We start from the raw sequence: 24,443 nt of genomic DNA on the forward strand, positions 1-24,443 counted from the left end.
GCATTATATATAGTATAAGAGTTTTATTAATTATTTATATAGAATTTTGATATAAAGTTGCGATATATTTATAAACTTAAACATTTTTAGTATATATATAAACAAGTACAGTTTGTCAAAAAATTAATTTTTTAAATTTATTATTTGTGGGGACTAGCCCCCACACCCCCAGTTCTTTTGTTGACACAAAGAACCATACGCTGTACACCTTCGGTGAAAGAACTGCATTTTTAGACTAAATTTAGTATATATACTGTATTTAATACATATATCTAAAATATAAAGTTCTATCAATTCCATTTTTATTAACTTTTTTGTGCTGCAAAAAAGTTTTTTGCCAAAGGCACGTAGAGAGAGGTGGACTTTGTAAAATGCAATTCTTCGCGAAGCGTATCGAGTTTATAGAGAATATAAGGTTCTTTTTATAACACGCCATAGCTAACGGTCGCAGGCGGACAGACGTCATAAAAGAACTCTACACGTACGTGTGGGACTATTAAAAACAAAATATGATTTTATTTTTGATAAACTATGTTTGTTTATATATATATTGAGTTTAAATATAAAAAAATAATAGGCTATTTAAAATATGATAAAAAACACATTAAAAATTATTTGCTTTATAGCTGTATTTATTGCATTACTCTGGACTTTAAGCAGAGTATTAAGATTTAAAAATGAGAATGGTATATATCAAGGCGACAGTTTTTATGAACAGAAAACTAACAGCATAGATTTACTTATTCTTGGAAGCAGTCATGTACACTATAATATTAATCCGGCTGCTTTATATAATGAGTATGGAATTGCCGCTTATAATTTTACATCTGGAAGCCAGCCTATATGGAGTACTTATCATTATTTAATAGAAGCTTTAAAATATCAAAAACCTAAATTAATAGCATTAGAGTCTTATATTATAGCAGCAAGCAGAACTAATGTTGTGGATTATCAAATAGTAGCAGCTACTTATGCATTAAGATGGTCTCAAAATAGAATAAACTCTTTAAAAATTACTGCTGCAGATAGATTTGATGAGTTTATTAACCCAATGTATAGATACCATAACAGATATAAAGATTTAAAAGATGAAGACTTTATTCCTTATGCTAATAATTATAATCATTATAAATATTTCAAAGGCTATTCTTTTCATAATAAAACATTTCCTGTTAAAGAGCCTAATATAAGAAATATAAAAGATACTCTGCCTTTACTTGAAGAGCAGGAAACTTATTACAGAAAAATATTAGAGCTTGCTAAAACTAATAATATACCTATAGTGGTTATAGCTTCACCTTTTCCTATGACTGATGATGAGGCTAGACATTTTAACATGGTAGGTGAGATTGCAAAAGAATATGATGTTCCTTTTATGAATTTTAATCATTATTATGATGATTATAATTTGGATTTTTGGACTGATTATAATGATGCTGGACATTTGAATTATAAGGGAGTAGAAAAATATACTTCGTTTTTAGGAAAATATTTAAAAGATAATTTTGATTTGCCGGATAGAAGAGGAGACAGCAATTATAATACTTGGGAGAAAAATGCTTTATATGAATACAATAGAGTTTATGATATGAATCTTAGAGACATAGATAATATTCATAATTACATAACAAAAATAACTAATCTTAATGATTATACCATAGTAATAAATATGCTTGGAGAATACAATACCAATGATAAAGTTGTAAGGAGTTTATATTCTAATTTTAATATAACCAATGAAATGTATACCAACAATATTTCTTATGTTATAGATAAAAATAAGTTAGTATTTTCTTCAATGGGTGAAACTAATTATCTTTATCATAAAGAGCTTAATAAATATAATGATTTAGTAGTTGAAAATGGAAACAGAATAATGATAAGCAGGAGCAATTTAAGAAAAACCACTAATGGAGTTAACATAATAGTGTATGACAATATAACTTCAGAAGTAGTTGATTTCTTTGGTCTTCCTTATACTAATGATATGATAAGAGAAGTAATAGAGAGAGATTATTAATAAATCAATATTTTTATCGTATATTTAGTAAATTTATTTTTACAAATCAAGCATATTATGTTTTCGGTTGCATATTTTGTTTTAATGCCAACTATATATAGTTTACATAATATATATACTCTTTATAATCTTAAATAATTAATTAAGAATAAATTTAAGGAGTTTTTTTATGATGCTAGGAAGTTTTGAAATAAATGTAAAACAAAAAAATGACATACCAGAAGACATTGAAGATATTTTTAAAAAGGCAACGAATTTATTAGGAGTACGCAGAGAATTAATGCTTTATCTAGGAAAACAGGTAGTTCATGGTATAAATCATGCATATATATCCAGAAATGAGCCTTCTGTACTTAATCCCAGACCTTATTATGAATTAATAATAATAAATATTAATGAAACAGGTAAAACTTGTATTGTAAGAAGAGAAACTATATTAGAAAGTTCAGCTTCTCCAATCGGGGGTATAATATGTTCCAGAGAAGATGAAGCTCCTATAAGAATAATTGATTCTATAGATGCTAATAATATGCTTAAATTATTTAAAAAAGGCATGCATAATGTTTTAGGTCTTGATTATGAACCTGAGCTTTACTTAGGACACCAAATAGTTAAAGGCTGCAGCTATTATTATTTGGCACAAGCTTCAAATATAGAAACTAAAACAAACAGCATTAAATTGGTAGTAATCAATCAATTTATGGATGATATTAAAGCTGCAGAGATAAAAGATATATTATAATTATCATACGGCAAAAATAATTAACTTATACTGTTTTAATTAAATAATGCAGTATAAGTTTTTTTATTTATTTAACAATTTTCATAATTTTCTTTCACAAAAAAATATATAGTTTATTCAAAGTATATATGATAAAACTTTATGTAGTTTTTTATAATATAAAGAATAAATAATATAAAACTATATATAATATCATAATTTATATTTTTTTTATTTTTTTAAACTAAAGTATATTTTTTCTAATTTTTGTTATTATTATAAAATGATATTAATTTATATTATAAGTTGAGGATAAACATTGATTAAAAATATTTTATTGATATTGCTGTCGGTATTAGTATTTGTATCGTGTTCAGCGGAAATTATATCGCCAAGCAGCAATTCTTCTATAAATGGCGGCGGCGGCATTGTACCAACAGAAGAAGAGTTAATAGCAAAATATGGCATAGATATAGGTCTTGAAGATTCGATAATAAGCCGAAAGATAGAAGAAAATTTAAAATCCTATTATGAAGAGATGGGTTCTTATAGAGTGATATTTACAGGAACTCCTAAAGATTATATGGGCGGGGCGGAATCTATTTCTATTTTAATAGTAAAATCAGCTGTAAAAATAAATAATGCAAAAAATATAGATGTTGATATACGAAATATTGATTTCAAAAATGGAAGCATAAATGAAATGATGTTTTCTGGCGAAACAATTTCAGATGATATAATTTTAAATTTTATATTTCAAAATAACCAAATAAAAATTATAGAAAGCATGGCTTTTATGAATTTAGGGAATATAAAACAAATTACAATACCAAATTCTGTAACGATGATAGGAGAATATGGCTTTGCATACTGCTATCAATTGGAAAGATTAGAATTTGAAAGCGGTATACAAACAATATGGGCTAGTTCATTTCTTGTAGCTGAAAAATTAAAAGAATTGATAATACCAGATACAGTAAAATCAATAGAAGCAGAATCACTTGGAAATTGCGGATTAACTGAATTGATTATACCAGCATCTGTAACTTCAATAGGGGATTATTCATTTGTTAGTTCTATTAATTTAACCGCACTTATTTATTTAGGAAAAACTCCTAATGATGTAACAACTGTAGGTAAAAATATATTTTATGGATGTGATAAACTTACTACTTTAATAATACCTAATGCTGATAATCCTAATGATCCTGCTTGGAAAACATTTTTGGGTGCTAATTTTACAACTGTAAAAAAACAGTAATATATCATTTTATAATATTAACTTTTGGCTTTATTTTTTATTAAATTAAAGTCAGAAGTTTTTTATTATGTAAAACTTATTTGTTGATTTTTTGTATTCTTACTGGTATTATAATAGAATAAGGAATATATATGCTTAGAAAAACTATAATAATTATTATTATTTCATTAATATTACTGATTTCATGTTCTGATTTTAATTCCCCTATAGAGATTCTTGATAAAGAGGTAATAAAATATGGTATAGATATAGGACTTGAGGATTCTGTTATAAGCAGTCAGATAAGAGATAGACTGCAGGAATATTATAAAGATAATGGATATTATAAACTCATATTTATAGGTGTGCCTAAGTCAATATATTCTCAGAAAAATTCTATATCTTGTTTGGTTCTTGATGAGGCAGAAAAAATGAGAGTATTTGATATAACTATGGATATAAGAAATATTGAGTTTCAAAATGGTATTATAAATAGTTCTATGTTTATGGGAAAGCCTTCTGAAAATATAGTTCTTAATTTTGTATTTCCATAAAACACTATTACAATTATAGAAGATTTCGCTTTCAATGGACTTCATAAAAATTTGAAAGAAGTAAAAATACCTGATTCTGTTATAACTATAAATGATAATGCCTTTGCATTGAACTACTCATTGGAAAAATTAACATTAGGAAATAATATTTATACTATAGAAAAAAATGCATTTCATTATTCTACGGCATTGACGGAATTAACAATACCAGCTTCTGTTATGGTGATAAAAAGCGGAGCATTTTCAGGTTCAAGCGGTTCTCAATTAAAGGCTGTTACATATTTAGGTACATCTCCAAATAATATAACTTTTGATGGGAAAATTTTTTCAAGCACTCAGTTAAAAACTCTAAAAATACCTAATGCCTCTAATCCTAATGACCCTGCTTGGAAAACTTTTCTTGGATATAATTTTGAAATTGTTACAAGATGAAGATAATAAAAAAACTATATATGAAGTAATTAAAATATTATATTTATTAAAAATTATTAGTTTTAAGCATATTAGATTGTTTTAGCATAAGAATTTTAATAATATCTTTATATTGCAATTAATTAAGATGTTATGTAAACTTAAAGTAAAAATATTCTAACTCAATTAACATAACAATGCAGGTTTATGATATCCATAACCGATAATCATTTATAGAGGGTATCAACTATGAGAAACATAAGATATAAATATTTATTTGTTATTTTATCGGTAGTATTTATTACTACTTTAGAAAATTTATATAGCCAAAGTTATGCGTTACGCGTTACAGAAGATGATGTAGCTGTAACACATTTAATAAACGGCTATCAAATCTATATAAGAAGAAAACCTAATGTAGCTGGGTACAGACTTCTTTTAAGACTTCCAAACGGTGAAACTTCTTATCTTTATATTAATAATACAGGCAGCAGCAATGCTGTAATTAATATAAGAAATACAGATTTTCACAATACACTTGGTAAAGTATTTCAGGCATTTATTCCAGATACGCTTTATTTAAACAGCAGAAATGCCAATTCTGTGTTTATTTTAAGAGATAATATTAATGTAATATTAGAATCTTATGATGCTAATAATAATAAATTATTAGATAGTGAAATAGTATTAAGAATAAATGATGAACATCAATCTTCAGCTACTATCACATTAAGAAATGTAGAGAAAGAGGGTGATTTATATGCATTTTATCTTTACTATTCAGGCGGAGATAATGGAAAATATGCTTTTTATGTAAGAGAAGGAAAAACTAATAATTCTTATAAATTAATAAATACTTCTTTTGGAAGTACTGTTAATGATGATAATAGTGCTGTAGTATTAGAAGATACTTTTAACAGAGAATTAGGAAAAAAACTTTATATTAAAGCGTATTTCAAGCAATTACCAGAAGACAGATATTTGTCTTTTAATGTGTTTAATACTAAAGGAGAAAGTTTTACTTATCCTATAGACTATTGTTTGGAAACTACAAATGTAAAAAAAGAAACATTGCCTCCTCAAATGCCTAGCGGAGGAAGGGAGGGACCTGTACAAATAAGACCTGCTGATAACAGTAATAGAGTTATAGAACAGTCTACAAATACAATGATAGTAAAAAAAGATGCACCTATAAGTAATGATGAAGAGATAAAAATATTATCTTCTGCAAACGTTATTAAAAAAGAGGAACCTAAAAAAAATCATTATTATGACGGTGAGGCTATGGAGACATTAATTAATGCAAGCAAAGCATTTAATACTCCTAATAATTATGCTGATGATACAGATGCACTTACTAAGAGTATAAAAAATGTTATAAGCAAATATGAAGGCAGTATTGATTTGGTTATAGTACTTGATACAACTGAAAGTATGCATCCGTATTTAAAAGCTGTTAAAAGAGATATCAGAGGTGTGGTGAGAGATTTATTTGATAATAATAAAGGTTCAAGAATAGGCTTTTTACTTTACAGAGATGTTAAAGATACGTATTTTACAAAAAGAATAGAATTAAGTGATAATATTAATACTATAAACAGAGAAGTAAATTATTTTTATGCTGCAGGCGGCGGTGATAAAGCAGAACCTATGTATGAGGCTATACAGGAGGCATTGGAAAAGTTTGATTATATCAATGAGAAAAAATTGTTAATAGTTGTAACAGATGCTCCTGCAAAAGTAATAGGGAGAGCAGACTTGGCATTAAATACTAAAACAGCAAAAGAAAAAGGAATAATTATAGAGTTTATTCTAACCTCAGAAATAGAAGAGGAAGAAGATACTTCAGATGATTATTTATATTATTTTAGTTTTTAGTCATAAATTATTATAAATAAAAAGCCCTTGTTATTAAGATAAGGGTTTTTTATTTACTAGAGATTAAAATTTCAAAATAACTATAAAATATCATTGTTTTAATATATACTGAAAATTTTTAAGCCACCGTATAGTATTTTTTATTCTTATCAAATGATGCAGCTTATTACCTATTATTATACCAAATAAGTAATTTACTATACAGCTTAAAACATATTTTATTGATTGATAAAAAGATATTATATTATAAATAACTAAAGTATTTTTGAATACGTATTATTTTATATTTATCATTTTGTCTAATTATTTAGTATGATTAAGTAATATATTTCGTTTAAGTATAATTCATTAGTTATATAAAATAAATAACATCAAATATTTTTAATAATTGCAAAATGTATTTATAATTGTATACCATATTTAGGTATATAAAATATAGAATTTTAAATGTTTATTCATTTTATCATTTTCAGGATTTTTAACTTTACATTATTAATGGAGTTTTATTGCTGGAGTATAACAACTAACAAGTGAGTTGAAGCTGGATTATTGCTAATAATATTAGCAGTTTAATAATATATTTTTTTTAATGATAATAAAGAGATTGTAGGCATTATAATTATTATAGCGGGAGTGATATCTTTAGTAGTTATTAATACGCAGAAAAATAATGTTAAAAAGAACACTGTAAGATTTTGGAAAAGTTATTTTTTATGCTTAAAGATAAAGTAAACAATGTATATGTTTATGCTTCTAAATAATATTGAAAGCTATAATTCTTTATATTTACCTTCATATAATGCACCTTACTATAAGGAAGAATATATATAAATAATGATAATGACTTTATTATAAATGATGTTGTTTTTTTAATCTGAAAAAATATCAGTTCTATAAGAGTTAAAAGTTTTAATATATTTTATTATGATGATAAGACAATATATTTATATAAAAGACTTTCAAAAAATATAAGAGATTAAGATAATATATTTATAACATTTGAGCCAGAAAGTCAAAGATTAATAAGCACTTATCTTAAAGATTTAGTAAATAATAGTGAAGAATTATTAAAAAATATAATGCTCCTAGTAATTTTTTATTCTGATATAGATAATTTAGTTTTTGTAGTAACTGATTCTTTTATCATAATCAATGAAAGAAAAAGGATTCGGAAAAATGTTTATTGATAGTAAGAATATAAAGCAGAGATTATTATTTAGTTTATCTGTTTAATTAATTTTTGTATATAGATAAACAATGATATTGTATCATTTTTAGATTTTTAATTTTATTATTTGTATAGTTAACCATACAAGTAATAAAATTAATATGTTATTTATCAATAAAATAAATCACTTAAGAACTTACCGACTCCATCTTCTTCATTAGAAAGCGTAATATAATAAGCCTCTTGTTTTACAATCTCTTCAGCATTTCCCATAGCAACGCCAATACCAGCATATTTTATCATCTCTATATCGTTAAAATTATCTCCAAATGCAATAGTATCTTTTATATCTATTTTTTTTATTTCACATATTCGTTTTAAAGCATTGCCTTTATTTGAGGCTTTATTTACTGCTTCTAAAAATAAGTCCCCAGAAAAACAAGTGTGAACGCAGTTTAATGAATCAATTTCTTTTTTTAATTTTTCTAAAATATCTCTTTGACCTAATATAAGTATTTTATCAAAATTATAATCGTCCGTATTTTCAAGTCCAACTATTACATTAACAGTTTTTTCAATTTGTACATATGATTTTATAGGAAAGTTTTCTTTTGATATTATATATTTACCATTATTATAAACATGCATACATACATCATATTTTTTTGATAATTCTATTATTTGTTTAGAAGACTCTTCTTCAATAGTTTGCTGAAATATTATTTTTCCGTTATTATCAGCAATAGAAGCTCCGTTAAAAATAATGGATAAATTATTATTTTCTAAAAGTTTGTTATAATTTTTTATCCCCTCAAAAGGTCTTCCGCTTGATAATATGAAGTCTATATTATATTCATTAATAAGTTTCTTAATTATTTTTTGATTGTACTTTGAAATTTCTTTATTGCTGTTAAGTAGAGTTCCGTCCAAATCAGCAGCTATTAATTTTATTTTTTCTTTTGAGATGTTCATAAATATATCCTTAAAAAATATAAACAAGCATAGTTAAAATATTTACATATGCTTGTTTATAATATTATTTATTTTATTAGAAAAATTTTATTTAAAATAGTTTACACCATTTTCAAAAATATTATAAATATCTTTTGTAATGATGTTTTTGTATAAATTATTTGCGTATCTCTCACTGTGCCCCATTTTACCTAATACTTTTCCGTCTTCTGAAATTATACCTTCTATAGCATAGGCTGAACCATTAGGATTAAATCTAAACTCATTAGTAGGTTCTGATTTGAAGTTAACATACTGAGTAGCAACTTGTCCTTTTTTGATTAGCTCTTTTATAATGTTTTCATCTGCAAAGAATCTGCCCTCACCATGTGAAACAGGAACAACTAATTCGCTTCCAACAGGTATATTGTAAAGCCAAGGAGAATTGTTTGATACTACCTTTGTTGTTACCATTTGAGAAATATGCCTTCCTATTTTATTGAATGTAAGAGTAGGGGAGTTCTCTGTAATGTTTCCTATTTTTCCATAAGGAAGAAGTCCGGATTTTATTAAAGCCTGAAAACCATTGCATATACCTAAAACAAGTCCGTCTCTTTCTAATAATTTATGTATAGAAGTTTTTATTTTTTCATTTGTCAGTATTGCCGAAATAAACTTTCCAGAACCGTCTGGCTCATCAGCAGCACTAAATCCTCCCGGTATCATAAATATTTGAGAGTTATCTATTTTTTTTGACATATCTTCAATGGATTCTTTTATATACTCTGGTTTTATATTTCTAAATACAAAGATGTCGGTTGAAGCTCCTGCATCAGAAAACGCTTTTTGAGTATCATATTCGCAGTTTGTACCTAAGAATGAAGCTATTAAAACATTAGGTTTAGCTTTTTTATTTTTGCATATAAAAGGAGTTTTCCTCTCATAAATAGCTAGCGGATAAGTTTCTATTTCTTCATTAGTTTTATATGGGAATACTGATGATAATTTGTCAAGCCATGATTTTTCTATTTCTTCTAAATCTATAATTTCTCCGCATACTTTTATTTTGTATTCATTGATAGTTTTTCCTATTAGAATAGCATTTTTATAATTAATCTCTTCTTTAGTTTCTGCTATAAATGAAGCAGGCATAAGGTTAAAGAAGTAAAGCTCATCTTTTATATCAATACCTATTCTGTTGCCGAAAGACATTTTTGTTAAAGCCTCAGCAATACCTCCGAATTTAATTGTATAAGCTGATAATATTTTCTTGTCTTTTATATTTTGATGTAGAAAATCAAAGTTTTCTTTTATCTCTTTTATATTAGGCATATAATTTTCTTTCATATTATGCTTTATTAAGTAAACATAATTATTAGAAGATTTGAACTCTGGAGATATAACATCATTGCTGTTAATAGCTGCTACTGCAAATGATATTAAAGTAGAAGGCACAGATATATTATTAAAAGTTCCGCTCATAGAATCTTTTCCGCCTATAGCTGGTATATCAAACTCTGTCTGAGCATATATTGTACCTAAAAGTGCCGAATAAACCTTTCCCCATTTTTTAGCATCATTGCCTAACTTTTCAAAATATTCTTGGAAAGATAATCTTATATTTTTATAATCTGCTCCAACAGAAACGAGTTTTGACATAGATTCTATTACAGAGTATATTCCTCCATGAAATTCTGACCATTTCATAATAGAAGGATTGTACCCCCAAGTAATAGCAGAAGCCGTATTAATTTCTTTTGCATTGTTGTCAAATATTGGTATTTTTTGAATGCTTACATCACTTGGAGTCATTTGATATTTACCTCCGAAAGGCATTAACACAGTGGAAGCTCCTATTGATGAGTCAAACATTTCAACTAAACCTTTTTGAGAAGCAACATTCAAATCTTCTGCCATATTAAACCAATGCGATTTTAAAGAGCATGCATTTTTTGTACTGAAAGGATTATTTTCAAAGTCAATATCTTTTAATACTGCATTAGTTTCCTGTTTAGCTCCGTTGGTGTCTAAAAACTTACGGCTTATATCTACAATTTTTTTGCCTTTCAAATACATTACCAGTCTGTTAGTGTCAGTTATAACAGCAACCTTTGTAGCTTCGATATTTTCATCATTGGCTAATTTTATAAACTCATCAGCATCTTTACTTTCAACTACAACAGCCATTCTCTCCTGAGATTCTGATATTGCTAGTTCAGTACCATTTAGTCCTAAATATTTTACTGGAAGCACATCAAGATTAATATCTATTCCATCAGACAATTCGCCAATAGCAACGGAAACACCGCCTGCACCAAAATCATTACATTTTTTTATTAATTTTGTAACTTCTTTATTTCTAAACAGTCTCTGTATTTTTCTCTCTTCTGGGGCATTACCCTTTTGTACTTCAGCACCGCAAAGCCTTAAAGATGTGTCAGTATGGCTTTTTGATGAACCTGTAGCTCCTCCGCATCCGTCTCTTCCTGTTCTTCCGCCAAGCACTATAACAATATCGCCTGCTTTTGGTTTTTCTCTTCTCACATAGCTTACTGGAACAGCTCCTACAACTGCACCTACTTCGAGTCTTTTTGCTTTATATCCTTCATCATATATTTCATTAACCAAACAAGTTGTAAGTCCTATTTGGTTGCCGTAAGAGGAATATCCAGCAGCTGCAGTAGTTGTAATTTTCTTTTGAGGAAGTTTTCCAGCCAAAGTATCTTCTAATTTTTCAAGCGGGTTTGCACTTCCTGTAACTCTTATAGCCTGATATACATAGCTTCTTCCAGAGAGAGGATCTCTTATAGCTCCACCCAAACAAGTAGAAGCTCCTCCGAAAGGTTCAATCTCTGTTGGGTGATTGTGGGTTTCATTTTTAAACATTAATAAATATTTTTCTTTTTTATTATTGCCGTTTTCATCTACAGCATCAGCATCTATATATATGGAACATGCATTTATCTCATCTGAAATCTCTAAATCTTCAAGTTTGCCTTTTTTCTTTATATATTTCGCTGATACTGTAGCCATATCCATTAAGTTAATATCTCTTTTACTGTCAACATCTTCACCGTAAAGCTCTTTTCTCATATCATAGTATCTATTAATAGCGTTAAGTACAACTTCTGCAAAATTATTTTTATTTTCTTTTAATGTGTCTTCTAACTGCACATCATTAATTTTTGTCATAAATGTTGTGTGTCGGCAGTGATCTGACCAATATGTATCAAGAACTTTTATTTCTGTTTCTGTTGGGTTTCTTTTCTCTTCATTTTTGAAATAATTTTGTACGAACTCTATATCTTTATATGTCATAGCCAAATCAAGATTATTTCTGTACTCTGCTAATTCTTCACTGTTGAAATTAATAAAGTTTTCTACGTCCTTTATATCATCAGCTTTTTGAGATTCTTCTATTTCTAATTTGCTTAAATCTTTTTCTCTGCTTTCAACTGGGTTAATATAGAATTTTTTTATTTTTTCTATAGTGCTTTCATCAATATCGCCTTCAAAAACTATAACCTTACCGCTTACTATAGAAACATTTTCAATATTGTTATATATTAGTTTAAGGCATTGAACTGCTGAATCTGCCCTTTGGTCAAACTGACCTGGTAAATACTCCACTGCAAAATGTTTTAAGTGTTCAAAATCTTTTTTTTCAACTATTTTATCAGTAGGGGGTTCTGAAAATATTACTTTAATAGAGTTTTGTAACTGACTTTCTTCTATATTAAATATATCATAAACATTGAGAAGTCTTACACTAGATTTTATTTTAAAATTTTCTTTTAATTGATTTTCTAATCTTTTAGCTTCCAAATTAAAGCCGTCTTTTTTTTCGATGAAAATGCGATAGTTCATTGATATAATTTCCTAATTTTAAATTTATAATATAATGATTATATATGCAATGCTTATTATATCAATAGTTTTGAAAAGTGATTTTTGTTATAATTATTTTTATTAATAAAAAATTCTATATAATTTTTAATCAATAGTTCATTATTTTTGCTGTAATTACTCATATAAAAAGAAAATAACTATTTTTAATTTTGATATTAATGTTATAATAATATAAGAATTTTGTTATGAGGCTATAACATGAAAATATCTCATATTGCTGTTTGGGTTAAAGATTTAGAGAGTATTAAAAATTTTTATATTAAGTATTTTAATTGTAAATGCAATGATAAATATGTTAATGAAAAAAAAGGTTTTGAATCATATTTTCTTACATTTGAAGATAACTGCCGATTGGAAATAATGACTAGAAAGGATATAAAAGAAAGAAACACTAATGATGATATATACGGTTTTGCTCATATTGCTTTGTCTGTCGGAAGCAAAGAAAAAGTTGACAGCCTCACAAAAGAATTAGAAAGTGACGGATTTAAAATTTCATCATATCCAAGAACCACAGGCGACGGGTATTATGAGAGCGTAATACTTGATAATGAAAATAATAAAATAGAAATAACAATATAAGGAGATAAAAATGAAAAATATATACTTCTTTGTCTTTTGCTTACTAATAGGCTTTATTATTAACTCATGCTATGATAAAACATCGCATAAAATAAAAGTTTATCATAATGGAAACATACTCACTATGAAAGGAGAAGAACCTTCTTATGCTAGGGCTATTGAAGTGAGAGATAATACTATCATGAAAGTAGCCTATACAGAAGAAGATGAAAAGAGTTTAGTAAATAATGTTTATGCTGAAATAGTAGACTTAAAAGGAAAAACTTTAATGCCTTCTTTTATAGATGCCCATAGTCATATGGTGAGATTTGCTCAGTCGCTTACTACAGTAGATTTGACAGGCTCTACTAATATGCTTGAAATAGCTCAAAGAATTACTAATTATATAGAAGTTAATAAATTAAAACCAGATGCTTGGGTAGTTGGTTTCGGATATGATAATAATTTACTTCCGGGCAAAAAAAATCCTGACAGAGATGACTTAGATAAAATTTCTACTACTCACCCAATATTTATAACTCATGCTTCCGGACATGTCGGAGCTATGAACTCAAAGGCATTAGAAGAGTTTGGAGTTAATGAAAATACTCCGGATATACCGGGCGGCGTAATAGCAAGATACCCTAATAGCAGAAAACCTACTGGATATATGGAAGAGGCAGCCTTTATGCATTATGCTCAGAGTATAAAATTTTCTTTTACAGATAAAGATTTGATGAACTTTATTAATCAGGCAGAAGATGTTTATTTGGGATACGGTATTACAACAGCACAGGATGCATTAATTTCTACGGCAGAATTTCCTCTTATAAATAATATGATAACTAATAACAGATTTAGAATTGATGTTATAGGTTTTATAGATTTGAAAAATTCTTATTCATTAGCAAAAACTAATAGCGATATGATAGGTAATTATAGTAATAGATTTAAGATAGGCGGATATAAAATATTTCTGGACGGTTCTCCTCAAGCAAAAACAGCATGGCTTGAACAGCCTTATGTAAGCGGTCCTGCAAGATACAGAGGATATGGAATATATAGTAACAGCGATGTAGAAAAATTTGTAGAAACTGCATTACATGATAAAGTGCAGCTTCAGGCTCATTGCAACGGCGATGCAGCAGCAGATCAGTATATCAATGCATTCAGTAACGTTATGATAAAAAGAAATACTACAAATAATTACAGAGCTGTTTTAGTACATAGCCAAATAATAAGAGAAGAACAGTATACTTCTATGTCTAATCTTAATATAATACCTTCTATATTTGTAGCACATGTATATTATTGGGGAGATGTTCATTTGGCAAATTTAGGTATGGAAAGAGCTTCTCAGATTAGTGCTTCAAAAACAGCATTAAATAATAATTTAGCCTTCACATATCATCAGGACACACCTGTTATAAAACCTAATATGCTTGAGACTATTTGGTGTGCTGTTAATAGGATTACAAGAGACGGAGTACTTTTAGGAGAAAATCAGAAAGTTACTCCTTATGAGGCTTTAAAGGCTATAACTATTAATGCTGCTTATCAAAACAAAGAAGAGGATATAAAAGGAACTATTGAAGAAGGTAAATTGGCAGATTTGGTGATATTAAGCGATAATCCTCTAACATGCGACCCTATGACAATAAAGGATATAGAAGTGCTTGAAACTATCAAAGAAGGGAAAACTTTGTATACAAAAAAGAAATAATTATTTAATAAAGTTAAGCTTTTTTATAAAACTATAAACTATATTTACAAATATATATAGTTATGTTATAATATCACAGCTATGTTTTACAGTGTTAGTAATTTTATATCAACAACAAATTGGCGATATTTCTTTTATGGTCTGGATATAATCTTAGTTGCGATACTGTTTTATATAATATATATGCTTATGTATAATACTAGGGCATACAGCATAGCAATAGGTTTTATTATACTTTTTTTCATTACAATAATAGCAAAAATATTCGGACTTTCTACATTATCATGGATATTTGATAAATTCTTTCAGGTAGGACTTATAGCTATAGTTGTACTTTTTCAGGCGGAAATTAAACATGGGCTTAGAATATTAGGAGGAAGGGCTTTTTTAAAAAAGTCTTTCAGATATGATGAAGATCAAATTCAAAAAATATTAAGTGCTACTTTTAATTTGTCATATAAGGGATACGGAGCATTAATAGTTTTTCAAAGAAATATATCTCTTCACTCTTTAGTAGACAGAGCAGTTAAACTCAATGCTGATATATCTATGGAGCTTGTAGAGTCTATATTTTTTAAGAATAATCCTATTCATGATGGTGCTGCCATAATAATGGAAAACAGAATAGCAGCTGCCAGTGCATATCTGCCTCTTACAGAGATAGAGCCTCAGATAAAAAACAGAAGACTTGGTACTAGGCATAGAGCAGCACTTGGTGTTTCTGAGCAGACTGATGCAGTTGTTATAGTTGTTTCAGAGGAGACGCAGTGTGTATCTATAGTACATAACGGAATACTGGAATATAATTTAAGCAGAGAAGAGCTTGACAGAAGAATAGGGGAGCTTTTAGAGATAAAAAAATGAGCGAAAAAAGAAAATCAGAGTTTAAAAAGTTTAGCTATAAAAAGGTGTTATATTATATAACAAATAGATTTTGGATAAAGCTATTATGTCTTCTTATGTCTTTTTTGCTTTTTTTATTTGTAAGGTACCAAAAAGAATACACTAAAGACTATATTACTAAAATAGAACTTAGAAATATACCTTCAAGACTTCTTATAGCAAATCAGCTGCCTGAAAATGTTACTATAACATTAAAAGGTTTTAAAGATAATGTTTATGAGCTTCCTACGGAGTTTAGTGCCTATATAGACCTTACAAACTCATCAATAGGAAGTAATATGTATGAAATTTATTTAGCCGGCGATATAGATTACAGTAAAATGAATATTACAGTATCTCCAAGCAAACTTCCTATAGTTTTAGATGAATTAGCATACAAAACAGTGCCTATAGAAGTACCTACTATAGGTGTAGCTTCTCTAGGTCTTAGTGTTGATGATATTATAGTTAATCCTTCAAATACTATTATATCAGGACCTAAAAGTTTAATATCTGCTATAGATGAAATAAAAACTTATAATCTTGATTTAACTGATAAATATTTAGACTATTCAACAATATCAAGACTTAATTTACCTAGAAATATTAAATCTGATGTATCTAGGGTTAATATTAATGTTATTTTTAATAAAGACGTTGAGAGAATGGAGTTTAATAATATTGCAGTTAATATAGATAATTTAAATAGCAGACTTAATATTAACAGCGACAGTGCATTTATTGTTAATAAGGTGGTATTAGAGGCTAATAATATTTTACTTACAAATGTATCTGTGAATGATATTGTGCTTTCTATAGATTTGAAAGATATTACAAATGCAGGTATATATTCAAATATATCTGTTGAGGCAAATATACCTATTCATACAAAATTGGTTCAGATAGAGCCTTCATATTTTGATGTAGAAATTATTGACAGAGAAGCAGGTACTAATAAATTTGAACGGGCAGAACAGTAATTGATGAAAAGTTTAAGATTCGGAGATATTATTATATTTATTTTTATAATATTATTTTCTTTTCTTTATGCAAAAACTCTTATACAAAATAAAAGCAGTAAAATAATAATAGATTCATACAGCAAATCATTAAGATATGATTTAAATACAGACAGAGAAATTATTATTGAAGGCTTGCTTGGAGAGTCTAAAATCATTATAACTAATGGTAATGTGAGGTTTTCAGATTCCTGCTGCAGAGATAAATTATGCGTAAAAGCAGGTGTTTTGAAAAATGCTCCTATAATATGCATGCCTAATGGTATATCTATAAGATTTGAAAAAAATGTTGAAAATGACATTGAAATAGATTCTATTGTTCAATAGGAATTGTTTATGAAATTTTTTAATGATATAAAAAATCATACCGGAAAAAGAAGAATATATGATATAATATTTTTTGCTTTTATATCATCATTTATAGCAGCTGTTGAAAATATGTTTCCAAGACCTATACCTTATTTTAGAATAGGTTTTTCTTTTATTGTAATATTAATGGTAATAGATGTATTTAGTTTTAAAGAACTTATTCTTCTTATACTTATAAAAAATGTATCGGTTGCTTTAGTATTTGCATATATATTTACGCCTCCTTTTTATCTTGGATTGTGCGGCGGTATTAGCTCTATTATAGTGATGAAGATTATGAGTTATTTTAAAAATGTATTTTCTATTTTTGGTATAAGTTTGGCAGGATCACTTGTTAGTAATTTATCGCAGGCATTTTTATCAAAGTATTTATTTAGTCTGCCAGATATTAGTTTTTTGATAGTACCTGTATTTATACTTTCACTTATAACTGGCAGTATAGTAGGCATTATCACCATGATATTATGCAGCGATAAGTCTGTAATTCAAGATAATTAATTTATTATTTGTCATTACTTATATAAGTATAAATATATTTTTTGCCTCTTAATATATCTTCAGATAATATTTTTTGAGCATGATTAACTATATATGAAGTGCTGTCTTTTTTTACTTCTATTTTTTTTATACTTCCATTATCATTAGTGTAAAAAGCATTATAATATCTTATAATATTATCTATTTTATCCTTATATAAAAGTGATATTATAGAGTTGGTATAATTTGCTTTTGTGTTTACTGCTGCAAACATAGGAATATTTTCTGGAGGAAATCCGTCTTCTTCAAATCTATAAGCTCCGTTTGTACCATTCCATATTAACATAGGAGATACTGTATTATCATTAAAAAAATCTTCTTTTATTTTGTTATCTATAGATGAGTTTTCTATTATCGTTTTTAAATACGGATATAAGTGATCATGTTTAAATATTATAATTGCGTCAGGATATTTTTCTAATATAGTATCTCTTGTATCTATTATATCCTTGGCTGCTAATGCAGAGTTTTCCATAGTTTCTATAAGTACTGGTATATCTTTTTTATTTATTTTATCCATCAATCTTTTATTGTTATCATATACATTTAAATCATTTTCAACATGGCTTCCAGCATGCCCCATAAATGTAAAACCTGCCAAAAATATAGGGTTATTATAATTATTAGTTTTTATATAATTTTTTATATTAGTAAGTCCTAAGCTGAAAACTACTTCTTCCATTCCAATATTTGGGAGTAATGCATCAAGATAGTAAGTTACTCCCGATTCTTCTAATGCTATTGTATGATACCCATTATCTTTCATAATATAGGGTAGAGCTGAATATATAGGAGTTTTTTGTTTTTTAGGAAATAAAGGCGAAGAAGCTATAAGACCCGATGTTCTTGCAAATAAACTTCCATGACTATCATTAGGTCCCACTCTTGTAGAATTGCTTGCCCATTCTCTATACTCTTTTGGGAAAGGGTCTTTATCCATAAGGGGAAGAAAATGTTCATAATCGTAAAATGATTCCATAAATATTATAAATACATCTCTTTTTTTATCGGTATCATATGGAAGTATTAAGTTTGATACATCTCTTTTATTTTGAATGTCTGTTAATAATTTTAAAGACTTTTCAACACTTTCTTTATCGGCTCTTGCTTCTACAGATTTATCGTATGATATTCTGTAGCTTATAGTGTTGATAATTCCGTATTTATTTGCTATATCACTATAGTCAGCATATATTGAATTAATTTTTACAGGTCTGAAAAATGATATGTAAGTTACAAGTATAACTACTATTGTCATTATGATAGCTTTTTTTATATTTGTTTTATACATTTTATAAAGCCCGTATATAAAGTATAAAGCATAAGCAAGTAATAGACCGAAATAAAGAGTTGTGGCAGTAATAGTGATTATTTGCATATATAGCGGAAGTACCTCTATAAGAGATGGATACATGTCCGGCATATCAGTAAAAAATAAAGGTTTTGCTTCTATTGTCATACCTAATGGTTCTATTGTGAAAAAAGAAAATACTGCTACTATTATAAACAAGTATGAAGTTAATTTATTTTTATTTGAAAGTATATATGATATTATTGAAAACACATATACATAAATTATATCTATAATGCTGAAATTCATTTTATTTACAGAGAACATTGGGAATATTAATTGAGTTATAGAATAGTACATTGCTGTTATCAATATTAATGATATTATAAAAAAACTATTATTTTTTAATGTATTGATTTTCATATTATTATCCGAAGTATAAAATATATTAAATTATATAATATAATTTTTTTTACACAATTTATTTTTTGTTTATTTTTGCTTAATTGTTTATATGATAATATGCATACTTGTTTGAAATGTAAAAAAATACTTGAATAATATGTTAACATATGGTAATATAACTTCATACTAAAAGAAAGGATAAAGATGAAAGCATTAAAAATATTACTAGTATTATTTGCTTTTACTTCTGTTTCGTTTGCAAAAAGCGGATTGGAATTAGGTATTTTTGTACCGCTCGGCATAGGTGTAGGGATTCATTATTATAATAAACCTCCTTCAACCTTAAACAAAGCTCAGAGCAATACATATAATAACTATATAAGCAATAATACAATGACTTCGCAGGCAGGCTTTGAAGCAGAAGTTTTGTTTCAGGCAGGCTACAGATTAGAACTTAATAGTGATATGAGTTTTAGTTTTATGGGTGAGTTTGGATATAGCAGAGATACTCTTAACTACAGAGGCAATGATATTAATACTAATTCTCTTGCTTTAAGGATGCAGAAATATAAATACTATAATTTTGATAGTATTGTTATAGGATTGCTGCCTAAATTTAATTATCAGAGATTTTCTATAGGTATAGGATTTGGTATGAAAATTATTATAGGCGGTACATTTAATGATTCCAGCTATAATAAACTTTTGGGCTATTCTACAGAAACTATTAAAATGATTAATACGAAAAATTATAAAGATTATTTTTCTTCTAATATAATACCATATTTAAAAGTAACTATTGATTACGCGGTATATACATCTGCTAAATTTGATTTTGTTGTAGGGGCATATTTGGGATATGACTTTGCTTTAAAATATCCTAGTAGTGTAGGGAAAATTAATAATACTCAGGTAGATGTTCCTATAGGAAATATGTCTAGTGTTGATTTAGGAATTCAGATAGGCACTAAAATAAGACCTATGAATTAATTTTTAAGTAAAAAAGGATATAAGTAAAAAATAATAACAGAGAAAATTATGAAAAGATTATTTTATATATTGATAATAGTATTGCTATTTGCAGCAAACAGTCTTTTTGCTAAAAGCGGTATAGAAATAGGTATATTTGTACCTTTAGGAATGGGAATAGGAATTAATAGTTATTCTCTTACTAATAAAAAAGCAACTAAGCAGCAGACAAATGATTTTAAGGCAGCTGTAAAACAGGCAGACAGACATTCGGGTGTAGGTTTTGATGCAGGAGCTTTATTTCATATAGGCTACAGGTTTGAAATAAACAAAGATATGAGTGTCAGTGTCCTCGGGGAATTGGGATATTCTCATGATGAATTTGTTTTTTATAGAAAAAGCACGGATAAGAACTATAAAAATACATATACATATATGTTTGAAAGTTTAGCTATTGGAATATATCCTAAATTTAATTGGAAAAAGTTTTCATTTGGATTAAATGTAGGTATGAAAATTCCTTTATATGCAAAATCAATATCAGCATATACCGATTATAAAGCAGAAACTATAGATAGAAATATAGAACATTATAATGTTTCTCAAATGAAAGAAGTATTTAATGTTCCTTTAATGGCTTATTTAAGATTTTCAGTAGATTATTCTATTTATACTGACAGAAAATTTGCTTTAGTATTGGGCGGATATATAGGCGGAAATTTTGGTATGTCATTAAAAAGTCCTTTAATTAATAATCAGACTATTGCTAAAATGACTAAACAGACTATATCTAGCTTTGATATAGGCTTTCAGGTAGGTGTTAAAATACTTCCTAACAATTAATTTAAGGAGAAATATATGATAAAAAAATTATTTGTATTTAGTTTGGTATTATTATCTGTTTTAGGCTGTACTAATAATGCATTAAAACCAAAAGATTTCAGTGAAGAAACTATTGATAAAAAATATCCTTATTGGCAGGTAGGAGTATCGCGTTTTGAGATTGCTAGTTCTGAGAAAACTTATACTACAATAACAGTTGAAGAGAAACGTTTTATATTATTATGTATGGCATATATGAGATTAGTTGTTAATACTGAAGAGTTTGTTGAAGAGGTATATAAAAATAAGGATCAGCTTAGATCTTCAGTAACAGATCAGTTTGCAGCAAGTGCTTATAAAATAAAACAAGGTGAATTATATGATCCGGACCGACTTATAGAAATAATAAGAACTCTCAAATATGATTTTTTATATAGAAAATCAAATTCCAATCCTGCAGGTGCAAGCGGTGCTGTAGGAGATATAAGATATGTACGTTACGGATATACCACAGTAAAAACTGGTGATTTTGTACAGTTTGTAAATGCCAACTGGATATCTTGGTCAACTTGGCCGGGCGGAAATACCATAGGAGGCTTTGCAAGTACGGCAGCATTGCTTTTTCATGAACATATGCATAATATAGGCTTTCAGCATGTTGGAAATAATCAGGTTCCATATGTACTTCAGCTTAATGTTATGCAGCCTATATTAAACAGAATATTGGCAGGAGATTTAAAAGATAAATATGCTAAACAATTAGATGAGCTTACTGCTTACTACTATACAGCATATAAAGATTTATTAACAGAAGACAGTGTTTTTGACCCTAATTTGAAATAGGAGAATATATGATAAAAAAATTATTTGTATTTAGTTTGATATTATTATCTGTTTTAGGCTGTACTAATGGTGCATTAAAACCAAAAGATTTCAGTGAAGATGAGATAAATAAAAAATATCCTTACTGGCAGGTAGGCATAGATAGTTTCGAGATAGACAGCAGATTGACAAAATATACCACTATTACAGTAGATGAAAAAAAATATATGTTAATATGTATGGCACTTATTAGACTGGCAGTTAATACTGAAGAGTTTGTAAATGGTGTAAATGCCGCTGCTTCTCAATTAGGGTCTTCTGTAAATGACAGCTATGACGGGCATGTACTAAAAATAGGAGATAAATATGATGCTCAGAAAGTTATAGACTGTGTTCGTTCTCTCAAATACGATTTTGTATACAGAAAAATGAATACTGCCGCAGGTGCTGGTACAGGTGAAATGGGAAAATCAAGATATTTGCGTTACGGACTTCAGCCAGAAAGTCAAATACCTACAGGCGGATGGGTAGGATTTAGCAGCGGTAAATGGGGCAGTTTAGACGATCCTTTGTATGGCGACTATTATACATATATGAAAAGTCAGGCATACGCCAATGTAGCAGCTTTAATGTTTCATGAACACATGCATAATATAGGTTTTCATCATGTAGGACAATATGCTGTTCCTTATACACTTGATGGTATAGTAAGAGATATTTTGAATAGAATCTTATGGAAAGATGCAATAAACTGGACTACGCCAAGTTTAAAAGATAAATATAAAAAACAGGTTGATGAACTTATAGCTTATTATCTTACAGAATATAAAGATTTATTAAATGAAGATACTATTTTTGATCCTAATGTGAAATAATTATACAATCATATAAAAAATAAAGGACTTATGAAAATAATCATAAGTCCTTTTTAGTTATTTGTTATTTAAATATTAGTCTAATTTATCGCCTACTATTTTACCGCTGTTATCAACATAAACTTCTCTGTTATTTCCTAATTTTAATTTGTAGCTTAAATATTCTTTGCTTATTTCTAGTACAACAACACCTTGATATTTTCCTTCAACAGCTTTCATTATATTGGCAGGTATAAATTTTGTAGGCAAAGGAGTGCGTTCAGAAGCTACATCAGTCCAGTCGCCGTTTCTGTCAAAGTCAATTTCTACTCCGCTTTGAAGTTCTGCCTTAAAACTGTTTCTGTCTTGTTCTGCATATACTATAGCGTCATTTGCAAAGTTAGCACTTATAAAGTCCTGAGCTTTTTTTGGAAGCTGATTTGCTTGTATAGGCATGTCTGCCGCAAATACGCTTGCAATTGATAACATCATTATAGATGCTAATAAAATAATTTGTTTTAATTTTCTTTTCATAAAAAAATCGCTCCTTTTTTGTTTTTTTATTATAACTACAGTATAGTAAAAAAATAAAGTTTTGTCAATATTTTTTACATTAAAATTAATAAAAATTTACTTTTTTATATGAAAAGTAAATAAAAAGTAAATAAATATAGTGCTAAGTAAAGATATATGTATGTATTTTGGCAATAAAAAAGCTGGTATAAAAATACCAGCTTTTTATTAGTTTTTAGTTAAGTTTATCAGTCTAGTTTATCACCTACTATTTGTCCGTTATTATTAACATAAACTTCTCTGTTGTTTCCTAGTTTTAGTTTATAGCTATTGTATTCTTTGCTTATTTCTAGTACAGGTACTTGAGGATATTTTGCTTGTACTGGATTTATGATGTTAGCGGGTATAAAGTTAATAGGCAAAGGAGTGCGTTCAGAAGTTACATCAGTCCAATCACCGTTTCTGTCAAAATCAATTTCTATTCCGCTTTGTAGTTCTGCTTTAAAACTATTTCTGTCTTGTTCAGCATATACAATATTGTCATTAGCAAAGTTAGCACTTATAAAATCCTGAGCTTTTTTGGGAAGCTGGTTTGCCTGTATAGGCATGTCTGCTGCTGTCAATATTGAAGCTTGCAAAATAGTTAGAAATAGTATAGAGATGAAAAGTTTAGTATTTTTTATCATACTTTACCTCCTTGTTATTTTTTGATAATAATAAAACATAGAGTTACATAAAAGGTAAAATTAGTATATAAAAAATATAATATATTTTACAATTTTGTGTATATTTTGTTTGTATTATGTAATTAAAAATTAAAATAA

General features: G+C 27.6%; 21 protein-coding genes. 16 read left to right on the plus strand and 5 right to left on the minus strand.

All coding sequences use genetic code 11. From position 1 onward, the window contains the following. Positions 1–589 precede the first annotated feature (589 nt). From BMUR_RS10920 to BMUR_RS10940, 6 genes are all read left to right on the plus strand, one after another. Entirely contained in the window at positions 590–2,020 is a 1,431-nt protein-coding gene (locus BMUR_RS10920) for an SGNH/GDSL hydrolase family protein (protein ID WP_013114621.1), read from the plus strand. A 172-nt stretch (positions 2,021–2,192) separates the two neighbouring features. Continuing rightward, positions 2,193–2,762 carry a hypothetical protein gene (locus BMUR_RS10925; RefSeq protein WP_041750126.1) on the plus strand — a complete coding sequence of 190 codons (570 nt, stop codon included), beginning with the start codon at positions 2,193–2,195 and terminating at the stop codon, positions 2,760–2,762. A 298-nt stretch (positions 2,763–3,060) separates the two neighbouring features. Continuing rightward, positions 3,061–4,002: a leucine-rich repeat domain-containing protein gene (locus tag BMUR_RS10930; protein ID WP_013114623.1), complete on the plus strand. Its 942-nt coding sequence runs from the start codon at positions 3,061–3,063 to the stop codon at positions 4,000–4,002. Between the two features lie 131 nt (positions 4,003–4,133). Then, a complete protein-coding gene (locus BMUR_RS14365; protein ID WP_013114624.1) occupies positions 4,134–4,535 on the plus strand; it encodes a hypothetical protein in 402 nt (133 codons plus the stop codon). 12 nt (positions 4,536–4,547) lie between these two features. After that, on the plus strand, positions 4,548–4,967 hold the full coding sequence (locus BMUR_RS14370; RefSeq protein ID WP_407636425.1) for a leucine-rich repeat protein: 420 nt from the start codon (positions 4,548–4,550) through the stop codon (positions 4,965–4,967). A gap of 228 nt (positions 4,968–5,195) precedes the next feature. Then, positions 5,196–6,824, plus strand: a complete 1,629-nt coding sequence (locus BMUR_RS10940) for a vWA domain-containing protein (RefSeq protein ID WP_013114626.1) — start codon at positions 5,196–5,198, stop codon at positions 6,822–6,824. Positions 6,825–8,163: 1,339 nt separating this feature from the next. Here the strand turns inward: BMUR_RS10940 and BMUR_RS10945 are convergent. Further along, entirely contained in the window at positions 8,164–8,964 is an 801-nt protein-coding gene (locus BMUR_RS10945; protein WP_013114627.1) for a Cof-type HAD-IIB family hydrolase, read from the minus strand. 87 nt (positions 8,965–9,051) lie between these two features. Further along, the gene (locus BMUR_RS10950) at positions 9,052–12,810 is read right to left on the minus strand and encodes a phosphoribosylformylglycinamidine synthase (protein ID WP_013114628.1); all 3,759 of its coding nucleotides are present in this window, start codon (positions 12,808–12,810) and stop codon (positions 9,052–9,054) included. Between the two features lie 240 nt (positions 12,811–13,050). Here BMUR_RS10950 and BMUR_RS10955 point away from each other — a divergent pair, with 240 nt between their 5' ends. The 6 genes from BMUR_RS10955 to BMUR_RS10980 all read left to right on the plus strand — a co-directional run bounded on the left by BMUR_RS10955 (position 13,051) and on the right by BMUR_RS10980 (position 17,904). Further along, entirely contained in the window at positions 13,051–13,434 is a 384-nt protein-coding gene (locus tag BMUR_RS10955) for a VOC family protein (RefSeq protein WP_013114629.1), read from the plus strand. Between the two features lie 10 nt (positions 13,435–13,444). Continuing rightward, positions 13,445–15,136, plus strand: coding sequence for an amidohydrolase (locus BMUR_RS10960; RefSeq protein ID WP_013114630.1), 1,692 nt, complete (start codon positions 13,445–13,447; stop codon positions 15,134–15,136). A gap of 81 nt (positions 15,137–15,217) precedes the next feature. Further along, entirely contained in the window at positions 15,218–16,000 is a 783-nt protein-coding gene (cdaA, locus tag BMUR_RS10965; protein ID WP_013114631.1) for a diadenylate cyclase CdaA, read from the plus strand. Beyond that, positions 15,997–16,998, plus strand: a complete 1,002-nt coding sequence (locus tag BMUR_RS10970; protein WP_013114632.1) for a CdaR family protein — start codon at positions 15,997–15,999, stop codon at positions 16,996–16,998. Before cdaA ends, BMUR_RS10970 begins: the two co-directional genes overlap by 4 nt. A 3-nt stretch (positions 16,999–17,001) precedes the next feature. Next, on the plus strand, positions 17,002–17,364 hold the full coding sequence (locus BMUR_RS10975) for a NusG domain II-containing protein (RefSeq protein ID WP_013114633.1): 363 nt from the start codon (positions 17,002–17,004) through the stop codon (positions 17,362–17,364). Between the two features lie 9 nt (positions 17,365–17,373). Beyond that, positions 17,374–17,904 carry a Gx transporter family protein gene (locus BMUR_RS10980; protein WP_013114634.1) on the plus strand — a complete coding sequence of 177 codons (531 nt, stop codon included), beginning with the start codon at positions 17,374–17,376 and terminating at the stop codon, positions 17,902–17,904. 4 nt (positions 17,905–17,908) lie between these two features. Here BMUR_RS10980 and BMUR_RS10985 read toward each other — a convergent pair whose 3' ends face one another. Next, positions 17,909–19,657 carry an LTA synthase family protein gene (locus tag BMUR_RS10985; RefSeq protein ID WP_013114635.1) on the minus strand — a complete coding sequence of 583 codons (1,749 nt, stop codon included), beginning with the start codon at positions 19,655–19,657 and terminating at the stop codon, positions 17,909–17,911. A gap of 186 nt (positions 19,658–19,843) precedes the next feature. On the opposite strand from BMUR_RS10985, the gene BMUR_RS10990 reads away from it, so the two are divergent. The 4 genes from BMUR_RS10990 to BMUR_RS11005 are packed head-to-tail and all read left to right on the plus strand — an operon-like array spanning position 19,844 to position 23,127. Next, on the plus strand, positions 19,844–20,629 hold the full coding sequence (locus BMUR_RS10990) for a hypothetical protein (protein WP_013114636.1): 786 nt from the start codon (positions 19,844–19,846) through the stop codon (positions 20,627–20,629). A 48-nt stretch (positions 20,630–20,677) separates the two neighbouring features. Beyond that, positions 20,678–21,451: an outer membrane beta-barrel protein gene (locus tag BMUR_RS10995; RefSeq protein WP_013114637.1), complete on the plus strand. Its 774-nt coding sequence runs from the start codon at positions 20,678–20,680 to the stop codon at positions 21,449–21,451. A gap of 15 nt (positions 21,452–21,466) precedes the next feature. Then, on the plus strand, positions 21,467–22,273 hold the full coding sequence (locus tag BMUR_RS11000) for a hypothetical protein (protein WP_013114638.1): 807 nt from the start codon (positions 21,467–21,469) through the stop codon (positions 22,271–22,273). An 8-nt stretch (positions 22,274–22,281) separates the two neighbouring features. Beyond that, entirely contained in the window at positions 22,282–23,127 is an 846-nt protein-coding gene (locus BMUR_RS11005) for a hypothetical protein (protein WP_013114639.1), read from the plus strand. Between the two features lie 75 nt (positions 23,128–23,202). On the opposite strand, the gene BMUR_RS11010 is transcribed toward BMUR_RS11005, so the two are convergent. Further along, entirely contained in the window at positions 23,203–23,640 is a 438-nt protein-coding gene (locus BMUR_RS11010; RefSeq protein ID WP_013114640.1) for a PepSY-like domain-containing protein, read from the minus strand. A 227-nt stretch (positions 23,641–23,867) separates the two neighbouring features. After that, positions 23,868–24,305: a PepSY-like domain-containing protein gene (locus tag BMUR_RS11015; protein ID WP_013114641.1), complete on the minus strand. Its 438-nt coding sequence runs from the start codon at positions 24,303–24,305 to the stop codon at positions 23,868–23,870. Between the last annotated feature and the right edge of the window lie 138 nt (positions 24,306–24,443).

Source organism: Brachyspira murdochii DSM 12563 (genome assembly GCF_000092845.1).
GTDB lineage: Bacteria > Spirochaetota > Brachyspiria > Brachyspirales > Brachyspiraceae > Brachyspira > Brachyspira murdochii.

Bases quoted from the DNA above. Each gene is read 5' to 3' on its own strand.
- BMUR_RS14365 (WP_013114624.1), top strand. From the start codon at position 4,134: ATGCTTAGAAAAACTATAATAATTATTATTATTTCATTAATATTACTG.
- BMUR_RS10980 (WP_013114634.1), top strand. From the start codon at position 17,374: ATGAAATTTTTTAATGATATAAAAAATCATACCGGAAAAAGAAGAATA.
- BMUR_RS10920 (WP_013114621.1), top strand. From the start codon at position 590: ATGATAAAAAACACATTAAAAATTATTTGCTTTATAGCTGTATTTATT.
- BMUR_RS10975 (WP_013114633.1), top strand. From the start codon at position 17,002: ATGAAAAGTTTAAGATTCGGAGATATTATTATATTTATTTTTATAATA.
- BMUR_RS11000 (WP_013114638.1), top strand. From the start codon at position 21,467: ATGATAAAAAAATTATTTGTATTTAGTTTGGTATTATTATCTGTTTTA.
- BMUR_RS10940 (WP_013114626.1), top strand. From the start codon at position 5,196: ATGAGAAACATAAGATATAAATATTTATTTGTTATTTTATCGGTAGTA.
- BMUR_RS11015 (WP_013114641.1), bottom strand. From the start codon at position 24,305: ATGATAAAAAATACTAAACTTTTCATCTCTATACTATTTCTAACTATT.
- BMUR_RS11010 (WP_013114640.1), bottom strand. From the start codon at position 23,640: ATGAAAAGAAAATTAAAACAAATTATTTTATTAGCATCTATAATGATG.
- BMUR_RS10950 (WP_013114628.1), bottom strand. From the start codon at position 12,810: ATGAACTATCGCATTTTCATCGAAAAAAAAGACGGCTTTAATTTGGAA.
- BMUR_RS11005 (WP_013114639.1), top strand. From the start codon at position 22,282: ATGATAAAAAAATTATTTGTATTTAGTTTGATATTATTATCTGTTTTA.
- cdaA (WP_013114631.1), top strand. From the start codon at position 15,218: ATGTTTTACAGTGTTAGTAATTTTATATCAACAACAAATTGGCGATAT.
- BMUR_RS10995 (WP_013114637.1), top strand. From the start codon at position 20,678: ATGAAAAGATTATTTTATATATTGATAATAGTATTGCTATTTGCAGCA.
- BMUR_RS10960 (WP_013114630.1), top strand. From the start codon at position 13,445: ATGAAAAATATATACTTCTTTGTCTTTTGCTTACTAATAGGCTTTATT.
- BMUR_RS10925 (WP_041750126.1), top strand. From the start codon at position 2,193: ATGCTAGGAAGTTTTGAAATAAATGTAAAACAAAAAAATGACATACCA.
- BMUR_RS10945 (WP_013114627.1), bottom strand. From the start codon at position 8,964: ATGAACATCTCAAAAGAAAAAATAAAATTAATAGCTGCTGATTTGGAC.
- BMUR_RS10985 (WP_013114635.1), bottom strand. From the start codon at position 19,657: ATGAAAATCAATACATTAAAAAATAATAGTTTTTTTATAATATCATTA.
- BMUR_RS10955 (WP_013114629.1), top strand. From the start codon at position 13,051: ATGAAAATATCTCATATTGCTGTTTGGGTTAAAGATTTAGAGAGTATT.
- BMUR_RS10970 (WP_013114632.1), top strand. From the start codon at position 15,997: ATGAGCGAAAAAAGAAAATCAGAGTTTAAAAAGTTTAGCTATAAAAAG.
- BMUR_RS10990 (WP_013114636.1), top strand. From the start codon at position 19,844: ATGAAAGCATTAAAAATATTACTAGTATTATTTGCTTTTACTTCTGTT.